Origin of the sequence: Microcystis sp. M169S2 (assembly GCF_020245865.1) — a bacterium.
GTDB classification, from domain to species: Bacteria; Cyanobacteriota; Cyanobacteriia; order Cyanobacteriales; family Microcystaceae; genus Microcystis; species Microcystis ichthyoblabe_A.
The window spans coordinates 1-22,886 of the sequence record NZ_JADBUB010000010.1; the positions used below are offsets into that span (position 1 = coordinate 1).

At 39.0% G+C, this 22,886-nt stretch carries 18 protein-coding genes and 1 pseudogene; 5 read left to right on the forward strand and 14 right to left on the reverse strand.

Going from position 1 to position 22,886, the window contains the following annotated elements:
* The 7 genes and pseudogenes from IM485_RS00900 to IM485_RS00930 form a co-directional block, all read right to left on the reverse strand.
* Nucleotides 1-214 (reverse strand): annotated as a pseudogene (locus IM485_RS00900) (ARC6/PARC6 family protein); the annotation flags it as partial.
* Between the two features lie 28 nt (nucleotides 215-242).
* Complete coding sequence (locus tag IM485_RS00905) at nucleotides 243-1,517, reverse strand: vWA domain-containing protein (RefSeq protein WP_287740601.1); 1,275 nt, start codon at nucleotides 1,515-1,517, stop codon at nucleotides 243-245.
* 13 nt (nucleotides 1,518-1,530) lie between these two features.
* Nucleotides 1,531-2,637 carry a hypothetical protein gene (locus IM485_RS00910; RefSeq protein ID WP_287740603.1) on the reverse strand — a complete coding sequence of 369 codons (1,107 nt, stop codon included), beginning with the start codon at nucleotides 2,635-2,637 and terminating at the stop codon, nucleotides 1,531-1,533.
* Nucleotides 2,638-2,648: 11 nt separating this feature from the next.
* Nucleotides 2,649-5,297, reverse strand: coding sequence for a hypothetical protein (locus IM485_RS00915; RefSeq protein WP_287740605.1), 2,649 nt, complete (start codon nucleotides 5,295-5,297; stop codon nucleotides 2,649-2,651).
* A 4-nt stretch (nucleotides 5,298-5,301) separates the two neighbouring features.
* Nucleotides 5,302-6,216 (reverse strand): hypothetical protein, encoded by a 915-nt coding sequence (locus tag IM485_RS00920; RefSeq protein ID WP_104398328.1) that lies wholly within the window; start codon nucleotides 6,214-6,216, stop codon nucleotides 5,302-5,304.
* Nucleotides 6,203-7,048: a hypothetical protein gene (locus tag IM485_RS00925; RefSeq protein ID WP_104398329.1), complete on the reverse strand. Its 846-nt coding sequence runs from the start codon at nucleotides 7,046-7,048 to the stop codon at nucleotides 6,203-6,205. Before IM485_RS00925 ends, IM485_RS00920 begins: the two co-directional genes overlap by 14 nt.
* Nucleotides 7,049-7,067: 19 nt before the next feature.
* Complete coding sequence (locus IM485_RS00930) at nucleotides 7,068-7,841, reverse strand: hypothetical protein (protein WP_287740607.1); 774 nt, start codon at nucleotides 7,839-7,841, stop codon at nucleotides 7,068-7,070.
* Nucleotides 7,842-8,161: 320 nt separating this feature from the next.
* Between IM485_RS00930 and IM485_RS00935 the strand changes: the two genes are divergently transcribed.
* The 5 genes from IM485_RS00935 to IM485_RS00955 all read left to right on the forward strand — a co-directional run bounded on the left by IM485_RS00935 (nucleotide 8,162) and on the right by IM485_RS00955 (nucleotide 11,742).
* The gene (locus tag IM485_RS00935) at nucleotides 8,162-8,869 is read left to right on the forward strand and encodes a sigma factor (protein WP_104398331.1); all 708 of its coding nucleotides are present in this window, start codon (nucleotides 8,162-8,164) and stop codon (nucleotides 8,867-8,869) included.
* Between the two features lie 57 nt (nucleotides 8,870-8,926).
* Complete coding sequence (locus tag IM485_RS00940; RefSeq protein WP_287740611.1) at nucleotides 8,927-9,802, forward strand: DUF1822 family protein; 876 nt, start codon at nucleotides 8,927-8,929, stop codon at nucleotides 9,800-9,802.
* A gap of 93 nt (nucleotides 9,803-9,895) precedes the next feature.
* Nucleotides 9,896-10,762, forward strand: a complete 867-nt coding sequence (locus IM485_RS00945) for a hypothetical protein (RefSeq protein WP_149978951.1) — start codon at nucleotides 9,896-9,898, stop codon at nucleotides 10,760-10,762.
* A 6-nt stretch (nucleotides 10,763-10,768) separates the two neighbouring features.
* On the forward strand, nucleotides 10,769-11,275 hold the full coding sequence (locus tag IM485_RS00950) for a DUF6932 family protein (protein ID WP_149978950.1): 507 nt from the start codon (nucleotides 10,769-10,771) through the stop codon (nucleotides 11,273-11,275).
* On the forward strand, nucleotides 11,266-11,742 hold the full coding sequence (locus tag IM485_RS00955; RefSeq protein ID WP_012266783.1) for a hypothetical protein: 477 nt from the start codon (nucleotides 11,266-11,268) through the stop codon (nucleotides 11,740-11,742). Before IM485_RS00950 ends, IM485_RS00955 begins: the two co-directional genes overlap by 10 nt.
* 5 nt (nucleotides 11,743-11,747) lie before the next feature.
* On the opposite strand, the gene IM485_RS00960 is transcribed toward IM485_RS00955, so the two are convergent.
* From IM485_RS00960 to IM485_RS00990, 7 genes are all read right to left on the reverse strand, one after another.
* Nucleotides 11,748-13,784, reverse strand: a complete 2,037-nt coding sequence (locus tag IM485_RS00960) for a hypothetical protein (protein WP_287740613.1) — start codon at nucleotides 13,782-13,784, stop codon at nucleotides 11,748-11,750.
* Nucleotides 13,785-14,118: 334 nt separating this feature from the next.
* The gene (locus IM485_RS00965) at nucleotides 14,119-16,236 is read right to left on the reverse strand and encodes a serine/threonine-protein kinase (RefSeq protein WP_287740616.1); all 2,118 of its coding nucleotides are present in this window, start codon (nucleotides 16,234-16,236) and stop codon (nucleotides 14,119-14,121) included.
* Between the two features lie 111 nt (nucleotides 16,237-16,347).
* A complete protein-coding gene (locus IM485_RS00970) occupies nucleotides 16,348-18,171 on the reverse strand; it encodes a protein phosphatase 2C domain-containing protein (RefSeq protein WP_287740618.1) in 1,824 nt (607 codons plus the stop codon).
* A 64-nt stretch (nucleotides 18,172-18,235) separates the two neighbouring features.
* The gene (locus IM485_RS00975; protein ID WP_104398335.1) at nucleotides 18,236-18,799 is read right to left on the reverse strand and encodes an FHA domain-containing protein; all 564 of its coding nucleotides are present in this window, start codon (nucleotides 18,797-18,799) and stop codon (nucleotides 18,236-18,238) included.
* An 88-nt stretch (nucleotides 18,800-18,887) separates the two neighbouring features.
* A complete protein-coding gene (locus IM485_RS00980; RefSeq protein ID WP_271930967.1) occupies nucleotides 18,888-20,270 on the reverse strand; it encodes a vWA domain-containing protein in 1,383 nt (460 codons plus the stop codon).
* Between the two features lie 23 nt (nucleotides 20,271-20,293).
* Complete coding sequence (locus tag IM485_RS00985) at nucleotides 20,294-20,686, reverse strand: hypothetical protein (protein ID WP_024968989.1); 393 nt, start codon at nucleotides 20,684-20,686, stop codon at nucleotides 20,294-20,296.
* A gap of 19 nt (nucleotides 20,687-20,705) precedes the next feature.
* Complete coding sequence (locus tag IM485_RS00990; RefSeq protein ID WP_287740624.1) at nucleotides 20,706-22,880, reverse strand: VWA domain-containing protein; 2,175 nt, start codon at nucleotides 22,878-22,880, stop codon at nucleotides 20,706-20,708.
* Nucleotides 22,881-22,886 lie beyond the last annotated feature (6 nt).

Genomic DNA, 22,886 nt, shown 5'->3' on the forward strand with positions numbered 1-22,886 from the left:
ACTTTCCTGTAAAAGTGTATCCGACAGCTTTAGTGGCACTAACCTGATTAGATTTGGTGATAGTTTCAGTGGTTAGGTTAACATTTTCTAGATTTTCTGCAATGAGAATAGCTGTGGGTTTTTGAGGACATTCTGAAGTTGTTTGAGGTTGATTAAACTGAAAATTACAACTACTGAGGAAAAAGAGAGATGAATAAATAAGCATCTGTTTCATGACTTTACAAGTTCCGAAATATTTAGGATTAGTTTTGTTTTTCCTTTAACCATTTTCCCCAATAATAAAAAGGAATAACTCCTCCCAAACCAAGAGCAAGAAAAATACAAATAAGCATTAATATTCTGGTTTCTAAGGGAAGTGTGCGCCCAAAAAAATCTAGGGTATAAGGTTTAGATTGTGATGCTACTTTCTGAGTAAAAACTGTGGCTACATATTCGCCTCCTCGTCGAACGTTGGGTTGGATATAACTGATTTCGTATCGTCCTTGAATCGCATCAAGGAAAATTTCTAATTTCTCGGCAATTTCATCAGCATCACCAGCAAATTCAGTAACTCCTCCTGTTAACTTCGCAATTTCCGCTAACTGTTTTTGATCTACAAATTCTTTTTCTAGTTGCTCTCTAGTTGCTTGGGATAATTTTGGGTTATTAATATCTCCACGAACAGCAGGTTTACCTAAGGAATATTTTTTGCCTAATTGTTGTGGGGTTAAGCCATATCCTAGGGTATGAACAACAATATCTTTATTGTTCTGAAGATTGGCTAAAGTTTTCTGAACTTCTTGATAATTACTATTATTATCAAAGCCATCAGAAAGGAGAATAATTGAGAGTCGTGGTTGAGGTTTTAAAGGTTTTCCTTCTTTATCTTTAGGATAGAAACGACCTTCTTTATCGTTTTTAAAAAATTTGACGGTTTCTTTGAGAGCTTGATAGAAGTTGGTCGTTGCACAAGGAGTTTTATCCGCAAGACTACCTAGAAAATTAGTTAGTTTAACATCTTGCACTAAATTAAAATTATCGAGAGTTTCTGAAGTAACTTTTGGGTAATAATTACAGGCTCCAGGCTTGTCATTTTTACCTTCTACCCCAAAGGGAACAATAGATAAATAGGTGTTGCCTTTACGCTCTGAGGCTAATTTAATAAATGTTCCCAGTGCGTTAATTGCTGCATCTAATTTTCGCTTTCCTTTAGCAACCGCTTTGGCATCACATTTTGTGTTGAGATCCTGAGAACAATTCATACTACCACTAAAGTCGATGAGAACGACAATCCAAGCATCAGGAGGAGTCGTTTCTCGGGGAGACTTCCAGTCAAAAGGTAGTTGTTTTCCTTGATAAGTTTTGTTGTTTTTTTTATCAATAACTTTAAGCTGAAAATCGCTTTCAGCTAAACCCATAATCGGTTTACTTTCTTCTCCTGTCACTTGAATTTGAAGAGTCACTTTATCGTCGATGTCCTCAATATCTGTGATTTCAGGTTTAATTCCCCAAGCTGGGGTAATAAGAGCGGTTAACATAATCATTGATAAACTAAGCTTGTGGGTCAAGGAAGCGATTGTAGAAGACGAAACGATAGATTTTGGGTTCATCGGGGTTGTGGTTATCTTTAACATGGAAGGTTATCAGGTTATTGTGTTTAAGGGTAATTTTTTCGTTGCTAGTTAAACGTCTGCCATTGAGTTCAATAAGGTTGTAAGATGTTGGGTTAGGATCTAAAATGGCATCACGGCCGATAATTTTGATGTCAGCAATATGGGGGGGGAGTCCGGGGAGATAAATATCCGATCCTCTTTCTACACCATCAGAACCTTTAGTTTTGGGGACAGAACCAATTTTGATGATTCCTTTGGCGGGAAGTTGAATCGACAGTCCTTCTTCGATTTTTTCCGCATCCGATTCGCTGACAAATTTGAGCGTTTTATGGATGTTAGGAAAGACTGAATTAATGGATGTAAATTGAGGATCAATGCTTTCGAGTTCGGGAATGATTTTCCTGTACTCGAATCCTTTACCGGCTCTCAGTGCCGCCATGTAGCTAGGAGAATTAGTAATGGTAAAGGTTAGGCCGAGCAATAAGCCTAAAATGGCAAATCCGAGGGGATCTTCTGCTTTTCTAAACGCTTCTGAAGTGCCTAACCATTGACGAATAAATTCAAAGATTCCCACCGCTACTAAACTGGCAACACCCGCACCGATGATGCTAGTATATAACCGTTGTCGAAAGCGATCGCGATCCCCCGCTTCCATGCTGTAAAATTGCCAAGTAAGTCCTTCGGCTAATCCAACGGCTGCACCGACAAAAAGCCAACCTAAAAGTCTGCCTGGAAATTCAGCAACTCCAGATTGAATTAATAGCTGAAAGATTCCACCCGCTGCTAATCCGGCAATCAATCCGATTAAGGTGGCAATTAATAGGGGAACTAAAGCAATCCGAAAGTTGAGTTTAGGACGGGTGGGATTACTAATAAATATTTCATTCATTACCATCCCAATCCCTAAGGATATAGCGACGCAGGGGAAAAGAACCACCTCTGGAAACCGAGACAGGATTTTTAAATCAGTCAATAAAATCTGACCGATATTCCAGCCAATTAAAGCCGAGGTTATTCCTGCTAGTATGTAAAGCCAAATTCTCATAGGTTTAAAAATTATCCTGGTGGGGGAGTTGACGAATCGATAATTGGTTTTACTTTACCGCAAATTGGTGTATCACTTAATGTTTGACCTAGTTGAGCAGCTACATCACACTTCAAAAGGTTATAGGTATTCCTTTCATAGTTAATCACTCCATCAACATCAATATTAATAGATTGCTCCTTTTTAAGTCTAGATTTAAGACTTTCTTGGTATTGTAAAATAGCTTTAACCCAAGCTTCTTTATCTGCTGGTTCAGTCATACGACTAAGGGAAATCCTAAATTGATTATTGGGATCAAGAACATTAATTACATTATATGAAGATGAAACAGAAAAAGCCTCATCTAAATCTAATTCTTTTACTAAAGTTTCTAAACTAGATTTGGTCTTTTGTGGTTTATCAAATTCCGAGACTGCCTTTCTGATTGCTTCCTCTTCTGTTGTAGTTGTAGTTGGAGTTGGAGCGGAAGTTGAAGATGAAGCGCGAGTTTTAGCCACTTTAACTTGAGAAAACCCTAGCTTTTTACAATTGTCAGCAGTTGCTTGAGTTGCTTGCAGTTGCATATTTTGAAGCAGATTACATTTTAGAGCTTGATAAGTTGTTCCATCCTTATCAATAATACCATCGAAATCATCCGAATTAGATGGTGTAACTTTATATAATTGATAAGACAATATAGATAAAATCCACTTTTCTTTATCTTTATTATCTTCTGGTTTATTTAGAGTCTTAAGCTCAAAAGAGTTATTGGGATCGAGAATTTTTGAAATAGCTTCATCAATCTCATTCTTGTTAGGTTTAGAAGCATCTGCTCTAGTAGTTTGCTTCAAATCTTGTTGAATTTGTAGTAATGACCCTTTAGTCGTTGGAAAGCTTTCAATCGCTTCTTTAATAATCGGCGATTCTGAATTGTTTGATCCTCCGGGTAAACCGGGTAGAGATAAATGAGCTAAATTCAATAATCTTTGAAAGAAAAATCCTCCTAAAGTGAATATAAGCAAAAAATAAATAATAGCAATAAAACAGCCAGATGCTCCACCTCTAAACACGGAAGATAGGAGAAATATTGCTGTTTCTTTTATTTCTCTAAATACTGGTTCATACCAAGGTATATCTCTTTTAACTTTAATACCAAAATTATAATCTTTATCTTCCCTCAATCCATGAAGTTTATATACATCACTAGGAATTTTTTCCTGGGCGAGATGATAAAAGAAAACGGTTAAACTATATCCTTTATACTGTTCCTGCGATGACACTTCTAGTTGATCAAATAGGTGAGCGAGATGGATGTATTTTTGAGTTGTTTGATCGGGATAAAAACGAGGATTCCAAACTTTTCTTAAGTCATCTATAATTTCTTGCCAACGTGCATCATTTAACACATAAAATTCTTTTTCTTTTAAACCTTCTGTTTCCGTGCTTAGATAACCTGCTTTTTTCTTTAAATCTTGTCTTAATCCCACACTTGTGTAACTTTTATATATTCCTCCCCAGAGTCCGACTTCATCTAATAAGAGTTTAGCTGTAGCATCTATCAATTCTGGCTGCTTAATGACATTAAGAATAAGTATATTAATACCTTGCTTAACTGGATTAAATATTAATGAGTTTGGCTGAGTAATAGCTTTTACAATCTCCCCTTGAAACCTCTGAGATATTGGATAATAATCCTTCTCTTTTTTCATTATCCAAGCGACAAAATCTGGCAGCTTTTCAGGGCAAATTATGGCTTGTAGCGTCAAAAGACGTACTTTAAAGTCATCATAAATTTGTTGCTCATAAGCATCTTTGGAGCCTTGTCCTTCAAATATGGAATTCCAAAAGGTTGTATAATCCTGTTGAATTTTAGGATTGTTCAAAGCATTTTCGATAGGGGCTAAATTTTCTTGAAAGTTTCCTGTACGGCAGGAATTCTTAATAGCAGTTCTAATTAGGGGTTCTTCGGATATAGCCGGGGGAAGTTGAGGAATACTGTTTATTGTGGCTCTTATTGTCTCCTCTGCTTTTTTACTGGCGGGATGAATGACTAAAAAGCGATTTGGTTTCTCTAAAGCCTCTACATTACAAGACCAAGAAATCAATTCATTATTTCTTGCTGGGTCAGTTTTAGAGGCAATTTTATGAATGATTAAAGCAGTATATGGTGGCTGTTTTTGAGTAATAATTATCGGTGTTTTTCCTTCCCAAATCCCATCCAACTCAGGCGGAATATAGTCATTAATTTGAGTCCCAGTATCGTCATATTCTGTAAACCAATCGACTTGTTTATGATCGGAGGGGTTAAAAGTTGGCATTCCATTTTTCATGTACCAAGATACAAGATCAGGCAGCTTACCCCTTTCCTGACACAAGAAATAGCGATAGAGAGATGCACCCCGTCCCCGTTCATCTATCCCCCGTGTGACGACGGCAATGACTGACCAAGCTTCCTGATTGTATTCAACTTCCCGTCCAATAATGGCAGGATTTTGGCTAGATGCGCCTTCAGAAACGGCAAATTCCCGATTTTTGATTGCTAACTGTACAGGTGTAGGAATTTTAGCAAGGGTTGAGTTCATGTACTCTCCCGAAAAACCCTGCGATTTCCACTCACCAGCACCGCCAGTGCCATCCACTAAAATACCCGTGCTAAATTCATGAATGTGAATAGTAGTCATTGTTTTAATCCTTATCTAATTCTTTGTGATGTTGACCGGTACAAAGCCAGTAAATCGGGGAAACTAAACCAAAGGGTCGCCACCGTCTCGGATCGCGGATAATAGAAGTTGTTCCTTGGCGATCGCGTTGTTTTTCGATCGAGTTGGGTTCGGGATAATTGGTTCCCAACGTACCAAAGGCAGAAGTGGCAAAATAGTCCACTTCACCTCCTCCCCTATCTACCCAGTTTTCTAATTTATTTTGCATCAGAGGAAAGCGTCTTTGTGTCAATTTTCTCGGTTCATGACGACTCACCCACAGTTGACTCAGTTCGCACTTACTAACCGCAAAAGCAACGCGGCGCTGTTTGGGATTAATATCCACCCTGTCTAAAGCCGCTAAAAATTTTTCTAGTCCAATAGCATAGTCTTTATCTTTGCGGTGAGAGGTTCCATCCACTAACAATAAAAGACCTGTGGCCACCACACAGTCTTCGAGATAGTCAACTAAGCGCGGATCGCCAGTTTTGTTAATGAGATCCCGAAGAAACTCGCCGGAATAGTCTTTACAGTTAACATTGAGACGTATTGCGCTAGAAGATAGGCCTCTTTGCAGATTTTTCAAAGAAAATTGTTCTTTGAGAACAATACTCAATCCATAATCTTTGACTTCATCAACGGTGGCTTCTAGGGGAGTTGGTTCTAATTCTAGTCCCTGTTCCAAGATGTTCTGTGCCATGTTCATCAGTTGTGCGCTGGCTTCTTGGTTCCCCACTGGAGTCACCGATTGAACTGGACTATCGGCCTTAGCATTGGGCCAATAGGCAAGGGAAGCCATATAGGCGGTTTTACCAGCGCTGCGATCGCCAATAACCCGTATTTCGGCATTGGCATCTTTTAATTCAGGAGCTTTTGGTTTTAACCAGTCAAACGCTTTCATTTTTGGCTCCTTGATTTGGTTTTTTACTGAGCCAATAGAGCGGTTCAATTAAATTATAAGGTTGCCATGAGTCTGGTTCTCTAATCACCGAAGCCGGTTCTTCTCCTTTCATCCGATCTTCTCGGTTAGGACGGGGATCATTTCTGCCTAAAACACCAAAGGTAGAAAGGGCAAAAAACCGCAGATTCTGGGGAATAACTTTTGCTCGCAAGGTTTTAGTAGTTTCTCGTAAATGGACACCGAACAAATCAATTTCTGGTTCTAGCCTACCAGGCCAAATTTCTCCTCTTTCACATTTACTCATAACTATTGCTAACTTCAAATCCTGAGAACGACCCCGCTCATCCATTAATTTAAGGAATTGTTTTATGATTCTGTTATAAAAGTTATCAACTCTGCGTTCCCATCCTGTTAGCATAATTAGACAGCCGATGACATCGGTAAAACATTCATTAATAAACTCTTCATGGATAGGCTTCCTTGCACTGGGACTGGCAATTGCCTCAAAGACTTCTCCGGGATAATCTCTAGCGGTTAATTGAAAAGTCTCCGTGGAACTATACCAATAGGGTTTGGCTGTGATACCAAAGGAATAAAACGGTAAGTCATCTACTGACTCAATCTCTTGTCCGATGACAGTTCTATCTAGATCGGCCGCCTGTTTGAGAATATTTTCAGCTTTTTCTGCAAGTATTCTTGTGGCGGGATTTTGAGGATTGACAGTAAATAGTTTTTTGCCTTGTTTGTGTTCTTTGAAGTAGGACAAAGCAGCTAAATAGGTGGTTTTTCCTGCTGCTGTCGGTCCAATTACTACAATATTTCCACTGGTCATTTTTACTCCTATTTTAACTTTATTTTGCGAGATGACTGCCCAAATAAATCCAGGGGAGTTCTAATAATTTTCGATTATATATGCTCGTAATGAAACATCTAATTGTTAACCCTTGAATACTACGGTTAAGTTGATTGATTTGAGGGTGAATCGGTCGAAAATAACGCTGAAAAACATAGTTATCTCTCTCTTGCCATGTCATAGGTTGGAAATCAGGATTAAAAGCGAGTTTTCTGGCTTCTTCTTCGAGATCGATTGGGAGTAAATCGGCTTTATTTAAACAGAGGAGAAGATGCCGAATTTTCGGACAATCTTGCTGGAAAAATTCAAGCCAACGGTCAAAACGATTACACCATTGTTGTCTGGTGATAAAGTCATCTAGGTTTACTTGGCTGGTCGGTTTAATGATGTCCCGATAGGGCGGTAAAATCAACATAATTCCTTCAGCTTTTCTGATCGTTTCGAGAAATCTTTGCCACTCATCAGGTTGATTTTTTTGCCAAGATTTTCGCCAGATTTCACCGGGGGTGTCCAACCAATCCAAGGCAATCATTTTCTCTCCTGTGGGAAGGGTGACATTAACTTCTATGTACTGCTCAAAAATTGCTTCGGGAGCGATACTACCAGTTGGTTTTGGAGAGCCAAGTTCTAGGTCTAAAAAAAATCCTCTAAGATACTGATAATCGGGATAAGTAACTTTGACATAATTTCCCTTGGGGTTAGCTAATTCCAAGACTAGGTGAGTTTTACCTGTTTCGCGATCGCCAATATAAATAACTCCCAAGCACTCCACCTCCTGATCAATGAGTCCTGATTGATAGCAACCAAACAGCGATCGTGTTTAGTTTCGGTTTTACATTACTTTCTCGTAGGGATGGCTGCTTTTTATGCAAAATTTGGGTTTATCTTAACATAAATTTACATTCTCGATAGTACCCCGCGCCACATCCACTCTGGCTGCGATACCGAAGGCACTCCGGGAGCGAGATCGCAATTCCCTCGACAATTCCTCACAAAAAAGAATTTTAATTATCGGTTTTTGCATAAAATGCCAGTAACCTGACGAGTAGATAAAAGGGGTAGTGATCTAGAAAATGCAAGGAGAGTTCTCCGATGAGTAACCCAGACAGCAAACTTAAGCTTCTTGAAGAAATGGCACTTTTGGCTAAAAGCTCCCCTGCAAACAGCAAGGAGAGACAAAAATGGCTAACAAAACTAACCAATGAGATTCAAAACTCTAATAAAGTGTACTGTAAAAATATCTATAATTTTCCTAAGTTTGTCTATCAGGATATTTTTCACGAAGCTCTACAGCAGACTTTTTTAGAGATTTTTGAAAAAATTGATCTGTACGACCCAAGTAAAGGTAATGTCTTGGCATGGGTAAGTTTTTTGCTTGATAAGCGATTTATCGATGCTGTCAGGGAACATTTAAAACTGCGACATAGACAAGATAATGGCAAGCGAATCAGAATTTATGAGCAATCTTTGGATGTTCCTCTCCAGTCGGAGCAATCAAGCTGGAACCATGCCCCAGATACTTCCTTGCTTGATATAATCGAGCAAACTGAATCTCTCTCCCCCCAAAAAGATTGGGAGAGATTATGGGATTTTATCCAAAAAGATCCTAGAGATTGTTTTCGGCAGACTCACATCGAAAAGCATCCAGAGGCTAATTTTCAAGCAATCTGTATAAGGCGATTTAATGGACAATCTTGGAAGGAAATGTCAACAGAATGGGGAATTTCCCTAGCAACTTTAAGCAGCTTTTATCAACGCAGCGTTGATAAATTACAACCAATTTTTCAAGAATATCTTTAGAAATAGGAGACAAAAACCATGATGCCACTAGCTGAACGTTTAACTTTTACAGTCCCCTTGAGCGGTGCTGATTTTAAATTAGCTCAAAAGTTTAGTTGCGAACAGAAAGATGCCGATAAAAGTAAACAGGTTTTTCTAAATACTTTAGCCGTGCTTGCTGTTAACTTTTACTGCCAGTGTTTGAAAGTAGAAACAAATTTAGAGGAAAGCACTATCGGACATTATAATCGGCGAATTTTAATGGATAGTGCTGATTTAAAGATCGATGTTCTCGGTAAATTAGAATGTCGTCCGGTTTTGCCAAATGAAAATATCTGTTATGTCCCGTCCGAGGTATGGTCAGATCGAGTGGGTTATGTTGTGGTAGAAATTGATGAAGAAGCGAAGAAAGCTATTTTATTTGGATTTGTCGAGCAGATAGAAACTAATGAATTACCATTAGCTCAATTACCAGATATTGACAATTTACTTGATTTACTTCTTCTGGCTAAAAACAAACAATTTCTCGAAAGAATTTTTGCCAAGAATTGGGATAATAATATTTCAAAGAGAATCCTTGATGCTAAACAGCAAAAGTTTTTTTGCCTGAATGATCCCGCTTTACCTACAATTGATAAATCTATCACCTCTCCTCTCTATAAAGCTAAATACATTACTCTGAAAAGACGGACATTTATCCTATTTGTTAGGATAACCCCTACAAAAGAGGGAAAGTTTCAACTTCTTGTGGAAGTTGAATCCGATAGAGGAGAAAAAATTCCATCTGATTTGAATTTGAAGCTATTATCTTTATCCGACCAAACTTTGAATGCAAGTCAAACAAAAAGAGGTAATTATATCTCTTTGAACTATAATCTTCAATTGGGAGAGAGTTTTCAAATACAAGTGAAGCGAGCAGATGAAAGTCACACAGAACAATTTTCTTTTGACTAAACTCTATTTGAACGGGATAATTTATCTAAATTTCTGATTAAAGTTTAGATAAATTGTTCAAAATTTGATATTATATCGATGCTAAAGTAAGCTATGCCAAACCAAAAAGATTTATCGGATATTCGCAATTATCTCTACGATCAAGCTGAAGTGAGATGGTGGTACAGCTTGTGGTTATCTTTATGCGCTCAAGTTTTAGCATTAATTGCGACAGTCAACAATAAATTGTGGCTTTTAGCTATTGCCGGTTTTCTTGCCTTAATCACTCCAATAGCAGTAGCATGGTTGCGAGAATGGGCTAATAACTTGACACAAAAAGCTGATAAATGTAGAAGAATGATTTTATATGCTGATAGTTTAGGAGAAGATATTCCCAGCCATGAGTTAGCTATGGTTAGAGCTTGGACAACAGGAATTAAATTGCAACAAGCTCCTTTTACTTCTCCTTATTATTCATCTTCTCTATCTAATAGTCCACAAAGATTAATGGATATTACAACAGAATCTGCTTACTTTACTGAGTTTTTAGCGGCAAAAACGGTCAATTATTTACTGGTATTTTTAGTTATTTCAATTTTAATTTTATCAGGAATTATTTATTTTGCAGACTTCGCAACCTCTACGGCTACAATTAGCCAAGAAAATCAAGATATGAGTGGGGTAAAGTGGGCAGTTAAGGCAGCATTAACAGCTATTTCTTTTATTCTATCTGGGGATATATTACTGCTTTGGAAAAAGTATTCAGATCTGAAATTATCTGCTCAAAGTACTTTTCAAAAATGCGCCGATCTTCGTTACGATAAATCCTTATCTATTTCTGAAGCTATGCAGGTTGTTGAGGACTATCATCTAGCGTTGATTCAAAGTCCACCGATTCCTCTAAAACTTTACCTAATCTACAGAGATCCCTTGAATCAATCTTATCAAGATAGTCATTCAATTAGTTCTAATCAACCCTAGTTTTTCTTGGGCAATGCCCAGCTTGCTCACAAATTATCTAATATTAAAAACATGGGAATTCCTCCTTTTAATCAGCACGGCTTTTTGCCGCCGGGAGAACATAAATTAGATAGCTGGGAAGAGCTTGTAGAAAGATTTGGAACCACTCGAAGAAGACAACGTCTTCTAGTCGGACTAAAAAGAGTATTGCTAAATCTTCAACAAGCAGGTTGCCAAAAAGTCTATCTTGATGGTAGTTTTGTGACTAAAAAGGGAAAACCCAATGATTATGATGGTTTTTGGGAAAGTGAGAAAGTAAATCCAGAAAAGCTTGATAGTATCCTGCTGGATACTTCCTTAGAAGGATGTCGAGAGCAAAAGAAAAAGTATGGAGGAGAATTATTAACCGCAGATACGAGAGCCGTAAATGGTCAAACGATTTATGGTTATTATACAATAGATGTAGAAAGAGGAATTACTAAAGGTATTGTTTGCGTTGAGTTACAGTTAGTGGATTTACAGCTATGGTTTTGAACGAAAAGGGATATGAACTTAGAAAAGCTCAAGCTCAAGAGTTTGAGAAAGCAATAGTAGAATTTTCTGACTATGCAATTCAACATCCTGAAATCGATTCAAGAATCTTGAAAGCAAGGGAAAATTCTTTACGGACTTTGTTAGCGAGAATCAACACAGAACTGGCAGAATATGAAGATAAACAGCTAGAAAGTTTAGCTTTGGCTGCTAAAAATTATCCAAAAATTAGTCAGCAAAGATATAAAAGCTTAACGAAATTAACTAATAAAATTCAAGAATCTAATCAAGTACAAAATCAAAATATATATAGTTCTTCCCTGGATATTTCTGGAATAGCATGGCAGCAAACCTTGAAGCAAGTATTTGACAAAATCGATCAATACAATCCTAATAAAGAAACGGTATCGCAGTGGTTTTTATCGCTGTTCAAGCTTCAATATCGTAAGCTGGAAAAAGAGTCTTTATAGGTTTATTATTCATACTGACAAGACTCAGTATATAAATCTGCAAACTTTGATTCTTTTATGTTATTTATCGATGTGTCCTGGGGATTTTTAAGCTTTTTTACCTCTAAAAGAGTATTTTCAGGAATACCAATTCCCAAATTCTGATTAGGCAAATTAGGACTACCTAAATCAATTCCAATTAAGCAGCCATATTGATTGATAATAGAATTTCCATCCGCTTTTGGTTTAATTGTACCATCGAAGCTGTCGTAGAAAAATTTATAAGTTTGATTTTGTTGCATTGGATCTAGATCGGTAATTTTACCATCAATTAAATTGAGATTTGAATGAGAGTCTTCTGGAGACTGTCGAGCGGCCATATAAACTTTTTCTTCTAATGCAGCGTTAGCTTTGCTCAGTTGAGCGATTTTGTATGTTTTATTGCTGTTAAAAGTCATTATAGCTAAGTGCTGACTCACCTCTGTAATAGGTCTGTAGTTTCTGAAATCTTTTCGTCCTTGATTAGTTAATATAACAATTTGACGATTTTCTATGTTTTCTAATGATTTTGCGTTGGTTAGAATATAATAAGTTGTATCTTGTTGAGAATGAGATTTGTCTGCTTTCTTGTCATAAGCAAAAATAATACCCGCAAAAAAACTAGAGCTATTTGTTTTGGGGTCATAAACCTTAATAGTTACTGTACTTTCTTGTAATACATTTTCTACTTCAGCTTTTGACGGAGGAAATATTTTATTAATCGGTCCAGGAAGATTAAGTAATCTATTCTTGCTCAAAGTAGGAATTATTGCTAATATGAATAAACAAGACAAAAAACCTGAGCAATATAGAAATATATTCTTTTTGAAGCGAGATTCTTTATTATTAGGCCATGTCCAAGGAGTTTTGTTGAGATTTTGTAAAAGAGCAACGACTGAAGCAGAACTTTGCCATTTTTTATCATCCTCATTATCTTCTATCTTTTCTTGAGCTTCTTTAATAGCAAAAGGTAAAAATTTATATCGAAGTAAATCGATCAACAAAACCACTAAAAATTCTCGAGAAAAATCCAGAAAGATAGACTCTCTCATCGCAATAACTTGAGGAATTTCTGCCTCGTTAATGAGAGCTTTTGCTAACTTTAGGGAATAGCAAGAGTCTAAAATAACTAGCTTTAAAGTTTTTATTCTTTGAATATTAATACATTCGCAAAATTTACTATTTGTCCAATATTCATATTCACTAATTTGTATATTGTTGTCTTCTTGCCCATTGCCTTCTTCCTCATATGGGTTATGTCCCAAGAAGTAAATAACTTCAAATTGATGCCCATTATCGACAAGTGATCTTATCTTTTGAGAACTAATTTTTTCCAAATAATGCAACTCTAACTTAATACCCAAATTATGACATATCGAAATTGATTTTTCCCAGATATTTTTTTGCTTTTGAATATTTCCTTCTGGGATATCTCCGAAAATAATCAAAACTTTCAACGCCTCATTAAACGGCCGAACATATAATTCTTGTTTAACTTTATTTTTTGGTCGTGTTATCCCAAATACAAGGCTAATTTGAGGATGCTTTTTGAGTAATTTCCAATGATGCCAAAACAGCTTTTGAATTTCCAGAATTTCAGTTTCAATGACAAAGATTACTTTGGTATCAGAGTCCAAAAATTTTTCAAGACTACTTAAGAAATTTTTCTCTATTTTTTCTTCAACTTTATTAGGAACAGATTTTAACCAGTTATTTAATTCTTGGTTAAATTGTTCTAGGTTACGATCTAATTGTTTTGCACATTTATCTAAATCCTCATTTGCCGAGCTAGGATTCAGTCCTAATTTTTGAAATTGCTTATATTGACTGTTCCAATTATTATATTTATTAATCAGTTCAGTAGGATAATCGAGTTTAAATTTTTCGCCGTAGAAAAAATTATAAAATCGTTGAATAGTCCAAATTACCGCTCGCAATGGATTAGTTGATAAATATTTTATTTGTAGAGAACATTGAATTTTATCATTGCTCGGTTCTAAATTGAGAATAACGTATTTAATCATGGTTCAAATTAACTAGCTAAACTCGAAAACTACTAACATAAAAAAACAACAACCTAGAAATCCCTACGTCAATGCTTTTGGCAAAATCCTGTCAGGAAAAACTAAAAATCCCAAATAAACAGGATAATAGATAATCTCCTTCAGCTTACTAAGCTGAAAATCAGGCACAGAAGTAGGCCAATTTCCTGAAAATGAGCTACGAATAACAATCAACGAAGTCGTGGCGGTTAGGGAAGTAGAAAAATAGCTCTTGGGAGGAAACTGTAAAACAGTTTTTTTGCGACTATAGCAGGTTAACTTTGCAAAAGCAAGTAAATTTTACATTTCTTAGCCTTTAAACGTCAGCCTCTGTTAAAGCTTGAGCGAGCATTCTGGCTAGATGGGATTTATCTTGTTGATTGTAGAGAGTAATGGCTTGACGATAGTAGGATAAGAGTTCGCGGGCATATTGGATTTGTCCATCGGCAGTTTTTAGATTAAGTAATACCCAGCCTAAATTGTGGTAGGCTTCAGGGTAGTCAGGTTTGAGTTGAATCGCCTGCTCCAGATGAGTTTTCGCTTGCTTCCATTGTCCCAATTGAGCGAGTAATGTTCCTAGTCGATAGGCAATAAAATGCTCCTCACCATTTTTCTGTAGGTAAGCTTGATAAATTTGAAGGGCCTCCGAGGGATTGTTGAGATGCTCATGACTAATAGCCGTATTGATAAGCACCCAGGGGGCTGCGTTGGGGTGACGACTAGCTTGTTGAAAGCAAGGAAGAGCCTGACTCCATAACCCTTGTTGAGCTTGTTTCCAACCTTTGAAACCCCAAGCAAAGGGATGGTCTTGAATTTGAGTCAGACAGTCTTGAATGCGCCGGTCTAAATCTTGGCTTTGTTGGCTAGTGGTGGCTTTGTCAAGAGCGGCAAGTAGGTAGGGATAAACCCAATATTGAATTTGTTGATTCTTTTGGGAGGGGTTTTGTTTGGATTTAGTAATTGCTTTACTAGCAGCACCAATAGTGGCTTTAAATTGATTTTGATTGAAGGTAATCCAAGCTTGAATTCCGAGAGCAAAGAGATTGTTACTATCAAGTTTTAGGGCTTTGTTGATAGCGGATTCTGCTTCTTGCCAATGACCAATTTTACCGAAAGCCCAGGCTAAATTAACTTGTATCCAAAGAGCTTGAGGTGAAAGTTTAGCCCCTTTTTGTAGTTGTTGTACGGCGGATTCCCAGTTATTTTGATGGCAATATACCAAGCCTAAAACTCCGTACCCTCTACCATCATTAGGGTTTAGTTGAATTGCTTTTTGGGCAGCAATTTCAGCTTGAGTATCATTAAGATGGATTTGCAATAACGCTTGTTCAACAGCAGCTGCACCATTATTGGGTTCGTTGCTTAAACATTTCTCGTAACTTTGAACTGCTTCGACAAGTTTTCCTTGTTTAACTAACTCTCTTGCTTTTTTTTGTAAAGGAGAAACAAATTGACCTTTGAGCGCATCAATCAGTTCGTCAGCAGTTTGGAAACGATCCTCAACATTAATTCTCATTCCAGTTAGGATAACAGTTTCCATTAAATTAGAAATATCTGGATTGAGTTGTCGGGGTGGAATGAGAGGATCTGATGAACGTTGCTGCAATAATGCACTAGCTCTATCTGGTGCTTCAATTGGTAATTGTCCGGTTAAAAGTTCATAGATTGAAGCACAAAAAGCATAAAAATCCGTGGCAGGAAAACGTTTACTCCTTTGACTATATTGTTCATAAGGAGCATAACCCGGGGTTAAGGTTCTGGTCATGTCTCCTGTTTGACCGGCGATAAATTCTCTCGCTGCACCAAAGTCAATTAAAATCGCTTTATCTTGAGGATCAATTAAAATATTGTCAGGTTTAATATCCCGGTGTAAAAAATTATTATTGTGGACGGTTTTTAAGGCATCAGCAATTTGCATAAAATAGCGTTTAACTCGCTCTTCAGTTAGCTTTTTTTCTTGGGTCAGGATTTTAAAAAGAGATTTTCCCGCAATAAATTCCATGACAATATAAACTGTATCGTTTTCGTCAAACCAATCATAAATTTTAGGGATATTGGCATGATGACATTTTTGTTGATGGCTGGCTTCTAGCTTAAATTTACTGGTTTGTTGTCGTTTTATTTGAGGAGAAATAGAGGCAGGCCAAATAACTTTATTTCCTTGTCTAGCGGATTTTTCTGGCCAAAGTTCTTTGATAGCCACAGGAGCATTATTCGCTCGATAAATTCCTTTATAGGTAATGCCAAATCCCCCTTCACCTAAAACTTGTTCGATCTGATAGTTTCCCTGTTTGAGTAAAGTTCCGATGCTGAGATGATGGAGTGATGTGGTAGTTTTGTTAGGGGATACAGGGGTGAGATTAAAACCACAACTAATACATTGTTGTGTTCCATCAGGGTTATCAGTTAGACAGCTTGGACAGAGGATAGACATATTTTTATTGTCTTTGAGACTTATAATTATTGTTGGTTAGGGAAGTTACTCTCATCATTTTCTCTTGCTTCTCTATTTTGAGATTTTTGTTCATCTTCTGAATGATTTACTTTAAGTGCCAGAAGTCATAAAACATTGCATAGCTAAAAGCGTTGCATTATCGGTTGCTCCTTGATTAATAACTCTTTGAATGGTTTGATCAACTGCCATTTGTAAAGATTTAAATTGACTAAAAATTTCTGCCAGTTCCTGAGTCGGTACTAAATCCCAAACTCCGTCAGAACAGAGAAGTAAAATATCTTCATTTTCTAAAGTCATTGATAAATTGCTAGTGGTGCGACTTAAATTCTGCACATAGCCTTCACTTAAATGTTTTTTTGAACCGATAGATTTGAGTAAGACATTTCGATCTGGATGGGTTAAACTTTCCTCTTCTGTTATTTCACCGTTAGCCACTAACATAGCTACCAGTGAATGATCTTCACTTAGTTGTTTAATTTTTCCTTGTCGTATTAAATAAATTCGACTATCTCCCACATGGGCTATCATTAAGCTATCATTGATCGCTAATACAGCACTTAAAGTTGTTCCGCCATTACGAACAGTATCAGCAATAGATATGTTGGCTTTTTGAAATAAATTAAGTAGCCATTTATTACGCTGTTCTCCTGTTTTAAATTCTGGAGGAAGGGAGTCTTGTAATATAGTTTTAACAGCAATTTGACTAGCTACTTCTCCTTGGGCCATTCCTCCCATACCGTCAGCTACAACGCCTAAAATAAGGGTTTCTGAATTACTGAGGTGTTGTTGTCTTACACCGTAGTTATCTTCATTTTGTAGGCGTTCTGTTGAAAGTCCAACGGTTGAATAACTGGCAATATTCCACTGCACTTTCAGACTTCGTAGTGAATGGCGAGTTTCGATTAATAAGCTGAGAAATTGAGCCAGGGGAAAGCGTTCTTCTGGAAGAGAGGACAAGGCAATTTTCAGCAGTTGATAAAGACGCGGAATCGGAGCAATTTCTAAACTAATAATCTGGTCAGATTGAGGTAATTTTTTATGGGTAGTTTGATACAATAAAGCGGCGATAGTATAACTGCTCATTGATTCATTGATAGAGCGACTTGCCGCAAGTTCAGGAGCGCAATAATCTCCGATAACACCAGAAGTCAGGCTTTCTTCAATTGAGTAAGCGCAGGTTAAGTCAAAGATTTTGAGGGGTTTGTCTATTTCTATAAACTGGGGAAGCAGGTTGATTAAATACCAGTTTTGTTTAGCTATATAAGAAAATAACTGACAAACTTGAATCACTAACGTTAGTGCTTCTTCTTGAGAATGTTCTGCTTTTAGCCAAGCTTCTAAAGTCAAGTTTTCTTGAGGAAATCGCGTTAACAGAAGAAGTTTTTCTGGTTTCGTCTCGTTTTCGACTGCTGTTTCTGGGTAGTATTCTTCTTCTAAATAGTCTGTTTCTGCGAACTGATTTTCTCCAGAATCATCATCTTTTGTTGAAGTAATATTTACAAATGCAGAATCTTCCGAGACTATTTGTTCAGTGGCAATATCTTCATTTTGTTTTTCATCTACCTCCTGGGATTTTTCCTTGATTGATAGGGGATTAATAATAGCTGAATCTACTTGAATATCAGCGATAAGTGGAGCGATTAAGCTGTAGTTTTGAAGAATTTTTCTCAGTTGCAGTTCCCGATCGAGACTACTATTAAGAGAGCCGACACGCAAAAGTCCCAATTGAGAAGATGTTTCGCCCTTTTCCCCATCGAGATCGGCAATGGGTTGAAACTTGACTTTGAAGTAATAAACATCTGCGGTTAATAACCCTAGATAGGCGATAATTTCTATCTGGTAATCTGCCATAGAAAAAGATTCTTTTTCTTGAATAAGCAGGGGGGAGAAGTTTTCGGTAGATGGTGAAGTCATGAGAGGGAGCCATTAAAACTTTATTCGAACACAATCGGGGTGGGGCTAACCACCCCAAGAAATGTTAAGGAGTTTGGAAAAGAAAGCGAATTTTAGCGATCGCAATTTCATCACCAGAACTGAGAAGGGTCGGGGCAGTTATTCTGGCGTTAAAGCGAGTTTGACCGATGGGTTTAATAAAAACCCCATTCAGAGAACCGAGGTCTTTAATTTTCCAAGTTCCCCCATCGGGATAAATTTCCGCATGGTTGCGGGAAACGGTTTCGTTATCGGGGAATTTTTCTAAGTCCACATCCACAGGTCCGGTGTCCGAGTCAAAGATGCCAATCAAGGTAAAACCATCAATGAAAAATTCAGCAACCGGGGCGTTAGGGTGCTTGGCAATCAGTCGGGCCGTTGTTGTTATTGCCGGAGTAATCGGTTGGGGCAGCGGTTCTGGTGTGAGTGTTATCGTCTCGGCAATCGGTTGGGGAATTGGCATGGGTGTGGGTTCTGGGATGGGATCGGGGATGACAGGTGTGGGAGGTGTAGGTGGTGTCGATGGGGTCAATTCTGCACCACAAGCATCACAGTATTCTGCTCCCTGGGGGTTTTGATCGTAGCCACAAACTTTGCAAACAATAGCCATTGGTTTTTCTCCTTTTTGAGGGATATAAGAGGAATTAATTAGATTGAAATTAATCTTACTGTTGCCTGACTCGGTGCCAGAAGTCTGCTCAAGTACCGGTTAGTTTCCGAATAGTTTCTTCCGAGAGATCGTCGTTGAGGTCATCGCCCATCTTGACAGTTTTTCCTCTCGATCCCATTTTCACGGTTTTGCGAGTTCCAGAGGAAATCTGACGAGTTTTTCGCAATTCTTCAATCCCTTCATTGAGAGATTCGAGCATAGCATCATTGCCAATTTGAACTGTGATACGACGGGCAGTTTCCAGGAGTTTTTCAGCTTGTTGGGGGTTACTCTCTGCCATGCGGGTTGCGTCGTCAACTAATTGGGAAATATTGCGTTGTTGAACGTATCCCATAACTTCTTGATCGACCTGCGCTGTCCCCCCCTGTCCAGGCACAAACTGGACAACAACGTTCTGCGGTAGTAATTCCCCCCGTCGGTTTAAGCCAGGAATGTCATAAGTCAAGCCCAGTTGAGCCAGACGAATTTTTGAACTAGGACGACTATCGATAGCAAATTCTAAGATGAAGATGGTTTCATCCTTTGCTTTGGCGGCACCAATGGGATAGGGAGCTTGATTTAAGGAAAATTCTGCCAAATCGGGATAAACACGGGTAAGGCGCAGCAGTTTGACTCCCTGAACAGTTTTTAAGCTGAGGACAAGATTGTTAATTACTTCTTGCTGGGCTTGCTGATAGTCTGCCAGTAGAAGGTTGGGAAGATCGGTAATAGAAACATCGTTACCACTAGCCGTTCCTGGAACAATGTGACGGCAATGCCCTCCCGTCTTGCCGCTTATGTCTGTGAGCAAGTTTTCGTTAAACTCGCCCACACCCAGGGCCGTAATCGAAATCCCTTGACTGGCAAATTGTTGGGCTAAGTTTTGGCAATCATCTTCATCAAAGGTGTCGCCATCGGTAAAAATCATGATATGGCGGCTAGTCATGCTTTGATTAGCTAGGAGAGCCAGGGCTTGATTCATGCCTCTTCCCATACAAGTCCCACCGCTAAAATTTCGCAGTTTAGCGATCGCATCTTCCAGTTGACGGGTTTGGGTAACTGGTGTTAAGCCAATCAGAGTAGAGGCTTGATCGTCAAATTGGATCAGGGCAATCCGATCTTCCGGGGTGAAGCGTCCTGAATTAATCAGGGTGCGAAGCGACTCAATAACCATGTCGATTTTGGCAATGCCGCCCACCACTCTCGTGTATTCCTTCCCATCTTGTCTATAGATTTCGCCAGTGGGTTGAAAATCGCCAGCCACAATTTCGTACATCGAGCCACTGGTGTCAATTAGAAAGACAAAGGTAGTAGAAGGACGGGTTTGAGCAACTTCTTGGGTTGGTCGCAACTTCAGCATAATAAACAGTCGCTGATCTGGAGTATCGGCCGGTAAAAATTCTCGATGGGGGGTAATAGATACGTTAAGCATTAAAATTTCCTTCAGAGAATAGGTTAAGTGTTGAAAATGTCTTCTAAAGGGGGAAACATTCCCTCCATGGGTTCTATAGCCCCTAAATCGGGGGTAAAAAGAGGGGGTAACTCTTGATTTCCTTCGTCTTGGATGTTTTCAAGGTTCGACTCGCTCAGTAGGGGTAAATCTAGGGTCAGGACAGTTTCTCGATAGCCTTCTCGGATATCTTCGACCCAAGCGGCGATAATTTGATTGAGACGGTGATCGTTGACAGAGCATGAGCTTCTTGCTTGAAAATGTTTTCGGATTGCTTGGCGAATTTCCTTGGTGAAGATAGTTTCAGGATTATTTTCCTGATCGGCGGTTAGATCTAGAGGATAATCATATCTTTCTGGAGAATTTTTCAGGTTAAGAAAGAATTTATAGACTACCATTTGGGCAACCAAAATAAGATTAATGAGTTGATATTATTCGATTGGACGGTTCGGGCGATGTTTTTACCTCCAGCGTAATCTGTCCAAATTTCCGGCGATCACCATCCTTTAATTGATGCTCTAGTTTTTTCATCCCCTTGGCTTGTCCATAGGACGAGTTATACTGCATGATAATGTTTTCCCCTTTTTGAAAAACCTGAGCCGTGATCGGGGCATAACCCTGTTTTTTGGGTAAGTAAATATTGGCTTCCGAGGAACTGCCCAAAATGATCGGGCGAGAGCCTAATAAAAATTCTCGTTGTTCCGTAGGACTCCAATGCACGATCAGTTTAGCTTGTCGAGTCAGCAGTTCCAAAAGAGCGATCATCATGCCAATACAAAAACCCAAAATCGCTGAACCCGCTAAACGTCCGGCCATCTCATTACTCGCTCCAGCTTGCAAAACAAAACCCATTCCTCCCATCGCGCCACCGAGAAACCCGCCCAATACCGCCCTGCCGATTTTCAGATTGGGGACAAAACGAGCCATGCCGCCGCCAAGCATTGTCCCTAAAATCGTCCAACCCAGAAGTGGCCCCCCTGGGGCAAGGGTGGGAATGCTTTGAATGAGAAAACGAGAGACAAGGAGTCCTGAGCTACCGGCAACCAATCCAGCAACGATTCCCCCCACTGTACCGATGCTTGTCTCGCCCAGGGAAAGAAGGCGGCGACGACGTTGATAGAGGTTCTGCCCGACAATTAACGCTAAAGAAGCACCCACAGACAGGATAGCCGTCCAGCCACCCGTCCGCAAGGCATCATAGATAAATCTAAATTGAGGGGTTTGCAGTTGATTTTTAGGAAGAGATTGGCTCAGTAAAGTGTATAAAATTCCTTGATTTTGCTTTTGTTCTCCGATCAGCTGCGAATCATAGATGAGTTTTGCCGCAGATTGAAAGGCTTGGTCAAATTCTCCGGAATTAGCATAGAAGACTTTTTTATCTTCTCCCGTCAGTTGAGTCAGAAAGTTTTGATCGGCATCTCCTGTTCCGACGGCAATAATATTGATTTTTTGGCTCAGAGCAGTTTGACCGATGTTTAGGGTCGCCTCTACAATCGGTTGGCGATCTTCTTCTTTCAGGGTTGTTTCAGCGATGGCTTTACCGATGGTGGGGAGTACACTTTCAAATCCTTGTCGTCCTGCGGCGGTTTCACCGAGTAAGAAGGTTTCTCCAGGTGCGGAGAGTTGCAGTTGTTCAAAAGTAGCGCGATCATCAGGTTGAATGACTAAGTGCAGTTGAGCAATTTGATTTTCCTTTAAAACATTAGTGGTTGCTTCTAAAGAAGGAATTTCTCGATCGGGTATTAAAGGAGGAGCATCAGTAATCAGCAGTATGACTTTGGTTGCATGGGAACGGAAAGGCTGACGGGCAGCTAATGCCAGAGCATCTAAGCTACTTTCTGGCGGATCATTGCCGTTAACCTGTTGAATGCTGCCGATTTGCTCACTAAAGCGATCGCTATCAGGGGTAAATACAGAACCATCAAAATTGAGAATTTGCGGCTCTTCGCCAAATAAGCGATCGCCAAAAGCGATTAGGCCTATTTGAGCATCAAGTTTCCGTTTTTTGAGTTCTTGGGCAAAGTTTTGGATGCCTTGTTGTACTCCGGCGATCTCCTCATTCATACTGCTAGTAACGTCGAGAACAATCATAATATCAATTTGTTCTGGAGAAGGAGCCGGGGCGGGTTGTCCATCTGTAAACAGCAAGATATGACGATCGGAGCTGCTAGACTCTAGTTGCTCAATCGCCGTTGCCAGTCCTAAATCCATTCTTGTCCCCCCACCATCAGATAAATTGTCAATGGCTTGATTGAGGGTGGCTAAATCGGAGGTTAGTCCTGTGCCAATTTGAACCTGACTGCCGAAACCGACCACCGCGAAGCGATTAACCGAGGGGTCCTGTCGCTCGATAAAGGCTTTAGCGGCATTTTTCGCCTCTTGTAATTTATTGTCATCGTTCATGCTGCCGGAGGTATCAATCAACATTACGACAGATTGAGGATTCTGTTCGACAATTGGCGGACGTTCAGTCACCGTGAGAAAAACCTCTCCTAGCGCGATCGCCGCTAACAGACATCCTCCCGCACCACATAATCCAAAAATTAGGAGTTTTCTGAGATTTCGCCTGATCTGGCCGAATAAGTTCTGCATTTTAAT

What these genes read in the sequence shown, in the direction of transcription:
- IM485_RS00990 (WP_287740624.1), bottom strand. Translation starts at nt 22,880, where the DNA reads ATGCAGAACTTATTCGGCCAGATCAGGCGAAATCTCAGAAAACTCCTA.
- IM485_RS00910 (WP_287740603.1), bottom strand. Translation starts at nt 2,637, where the DNA reads ATGAGAATTTGGCTTTACATACTAGCAGGAATAACCTCGGCTTTAATT.
- IM485_RS00915 (WP_287740605.1), bottom strand. Translation starts at nt 5,297, where the DNA reads ATGACTACTATTCACATTCATGAATTTAGCACGGGTATTTTAGTGGAT.
- IM485_RS00955 (WP_012266783.1), top strand. Translation starts at nt 11,266, where the DNA reads ATGGTTTTGAACGAAAAGGGATATGAACTTAGAAAAGCTCAAGCTCAA.
- IM485_RS00945 (WP_149978951.1), top strand. Translation starts at nt 9,896, where the DNA reads ATGCCAAACCAAAAAGATTTATCGGATATTCGCAATTATCTCTACGAT.
- IM485_RS00960 (WP_287740613.1), bottom strand. Translation starts at nt 13,784, where the DNA reads ATGATTAAATACGTTATTCTCAATTTAGAACCGAGCAATGATAAAATT.
- IM485_RS00965 (WP_287740616.1), bottom strand. Translation starts at nt 16,236, where the DNA reads ATGTCTATCCTCTGTCCAAGCTGTCTAACTGATAACCCTGATGGAACA.
- IM485_RS00970 (WP_287740618.1), bottom strand. Translation starts at nt 18,171, where the DNA reads ATGACTTCACCATCTACCGAAAACTTCTCCCCCCTGCTTATTCAAGAA.
- IM485_RS00905 (WP_287740601.1), bottom strand. Translation starts at nt 1,517, where the DNA reads ATGTTAACCGCTCTTATTACCCCAGCTTGGGGAATTAAACCTGAAATC.
- IM485_RS00925 (WP_104398329.1), bottom strand. Translation starts at nt 7,048, where the DNA reads ATGACCAGTGGAAATATTGTAGTAATTGGACCGACAGCAGCAGGAAAA.
- IM485_RS00920 (WP_104398328.1), bottom strand. Translation starts at nt 6,216, where the DNA reads ATGAAAGCGTTTGACTGGTTAAAACCAAAAGCTCCTGAATTAAAAGAT.
- IM485_RS00935 (WP_104398331.1), top strand. Translation starts at nt 8,162, where the DNA reads ATGAGTAACCCAGACAGCAAACTTAAGCTTCTTGAAGAAATGGCACTT.
- IM485_RS00985 (WP_024968989.1), bottom strand. Translation starts at nt 20,686, where the DNA reads ATGGTAGTCTATAAATTCTTTCTTAACCTGAAAAATTCTCCAGAAAGA.
- IM485_RS00975 (WP_104398335.1), bottom strand. Translation starts at nt 18,799, where the DNA reads ATGGCTATTGTTTGCAAAGTTTGTGGCTACGATCAAAACCCCCAGGGA.
- IM485_RS00980 (WP_271930967.1), bottom strand. Translation starts at nt 20,270, where the DNA reads ATGCTTAACGTATCTATTACCCCCCATCGAGAATTTTTACCGGCCGAT.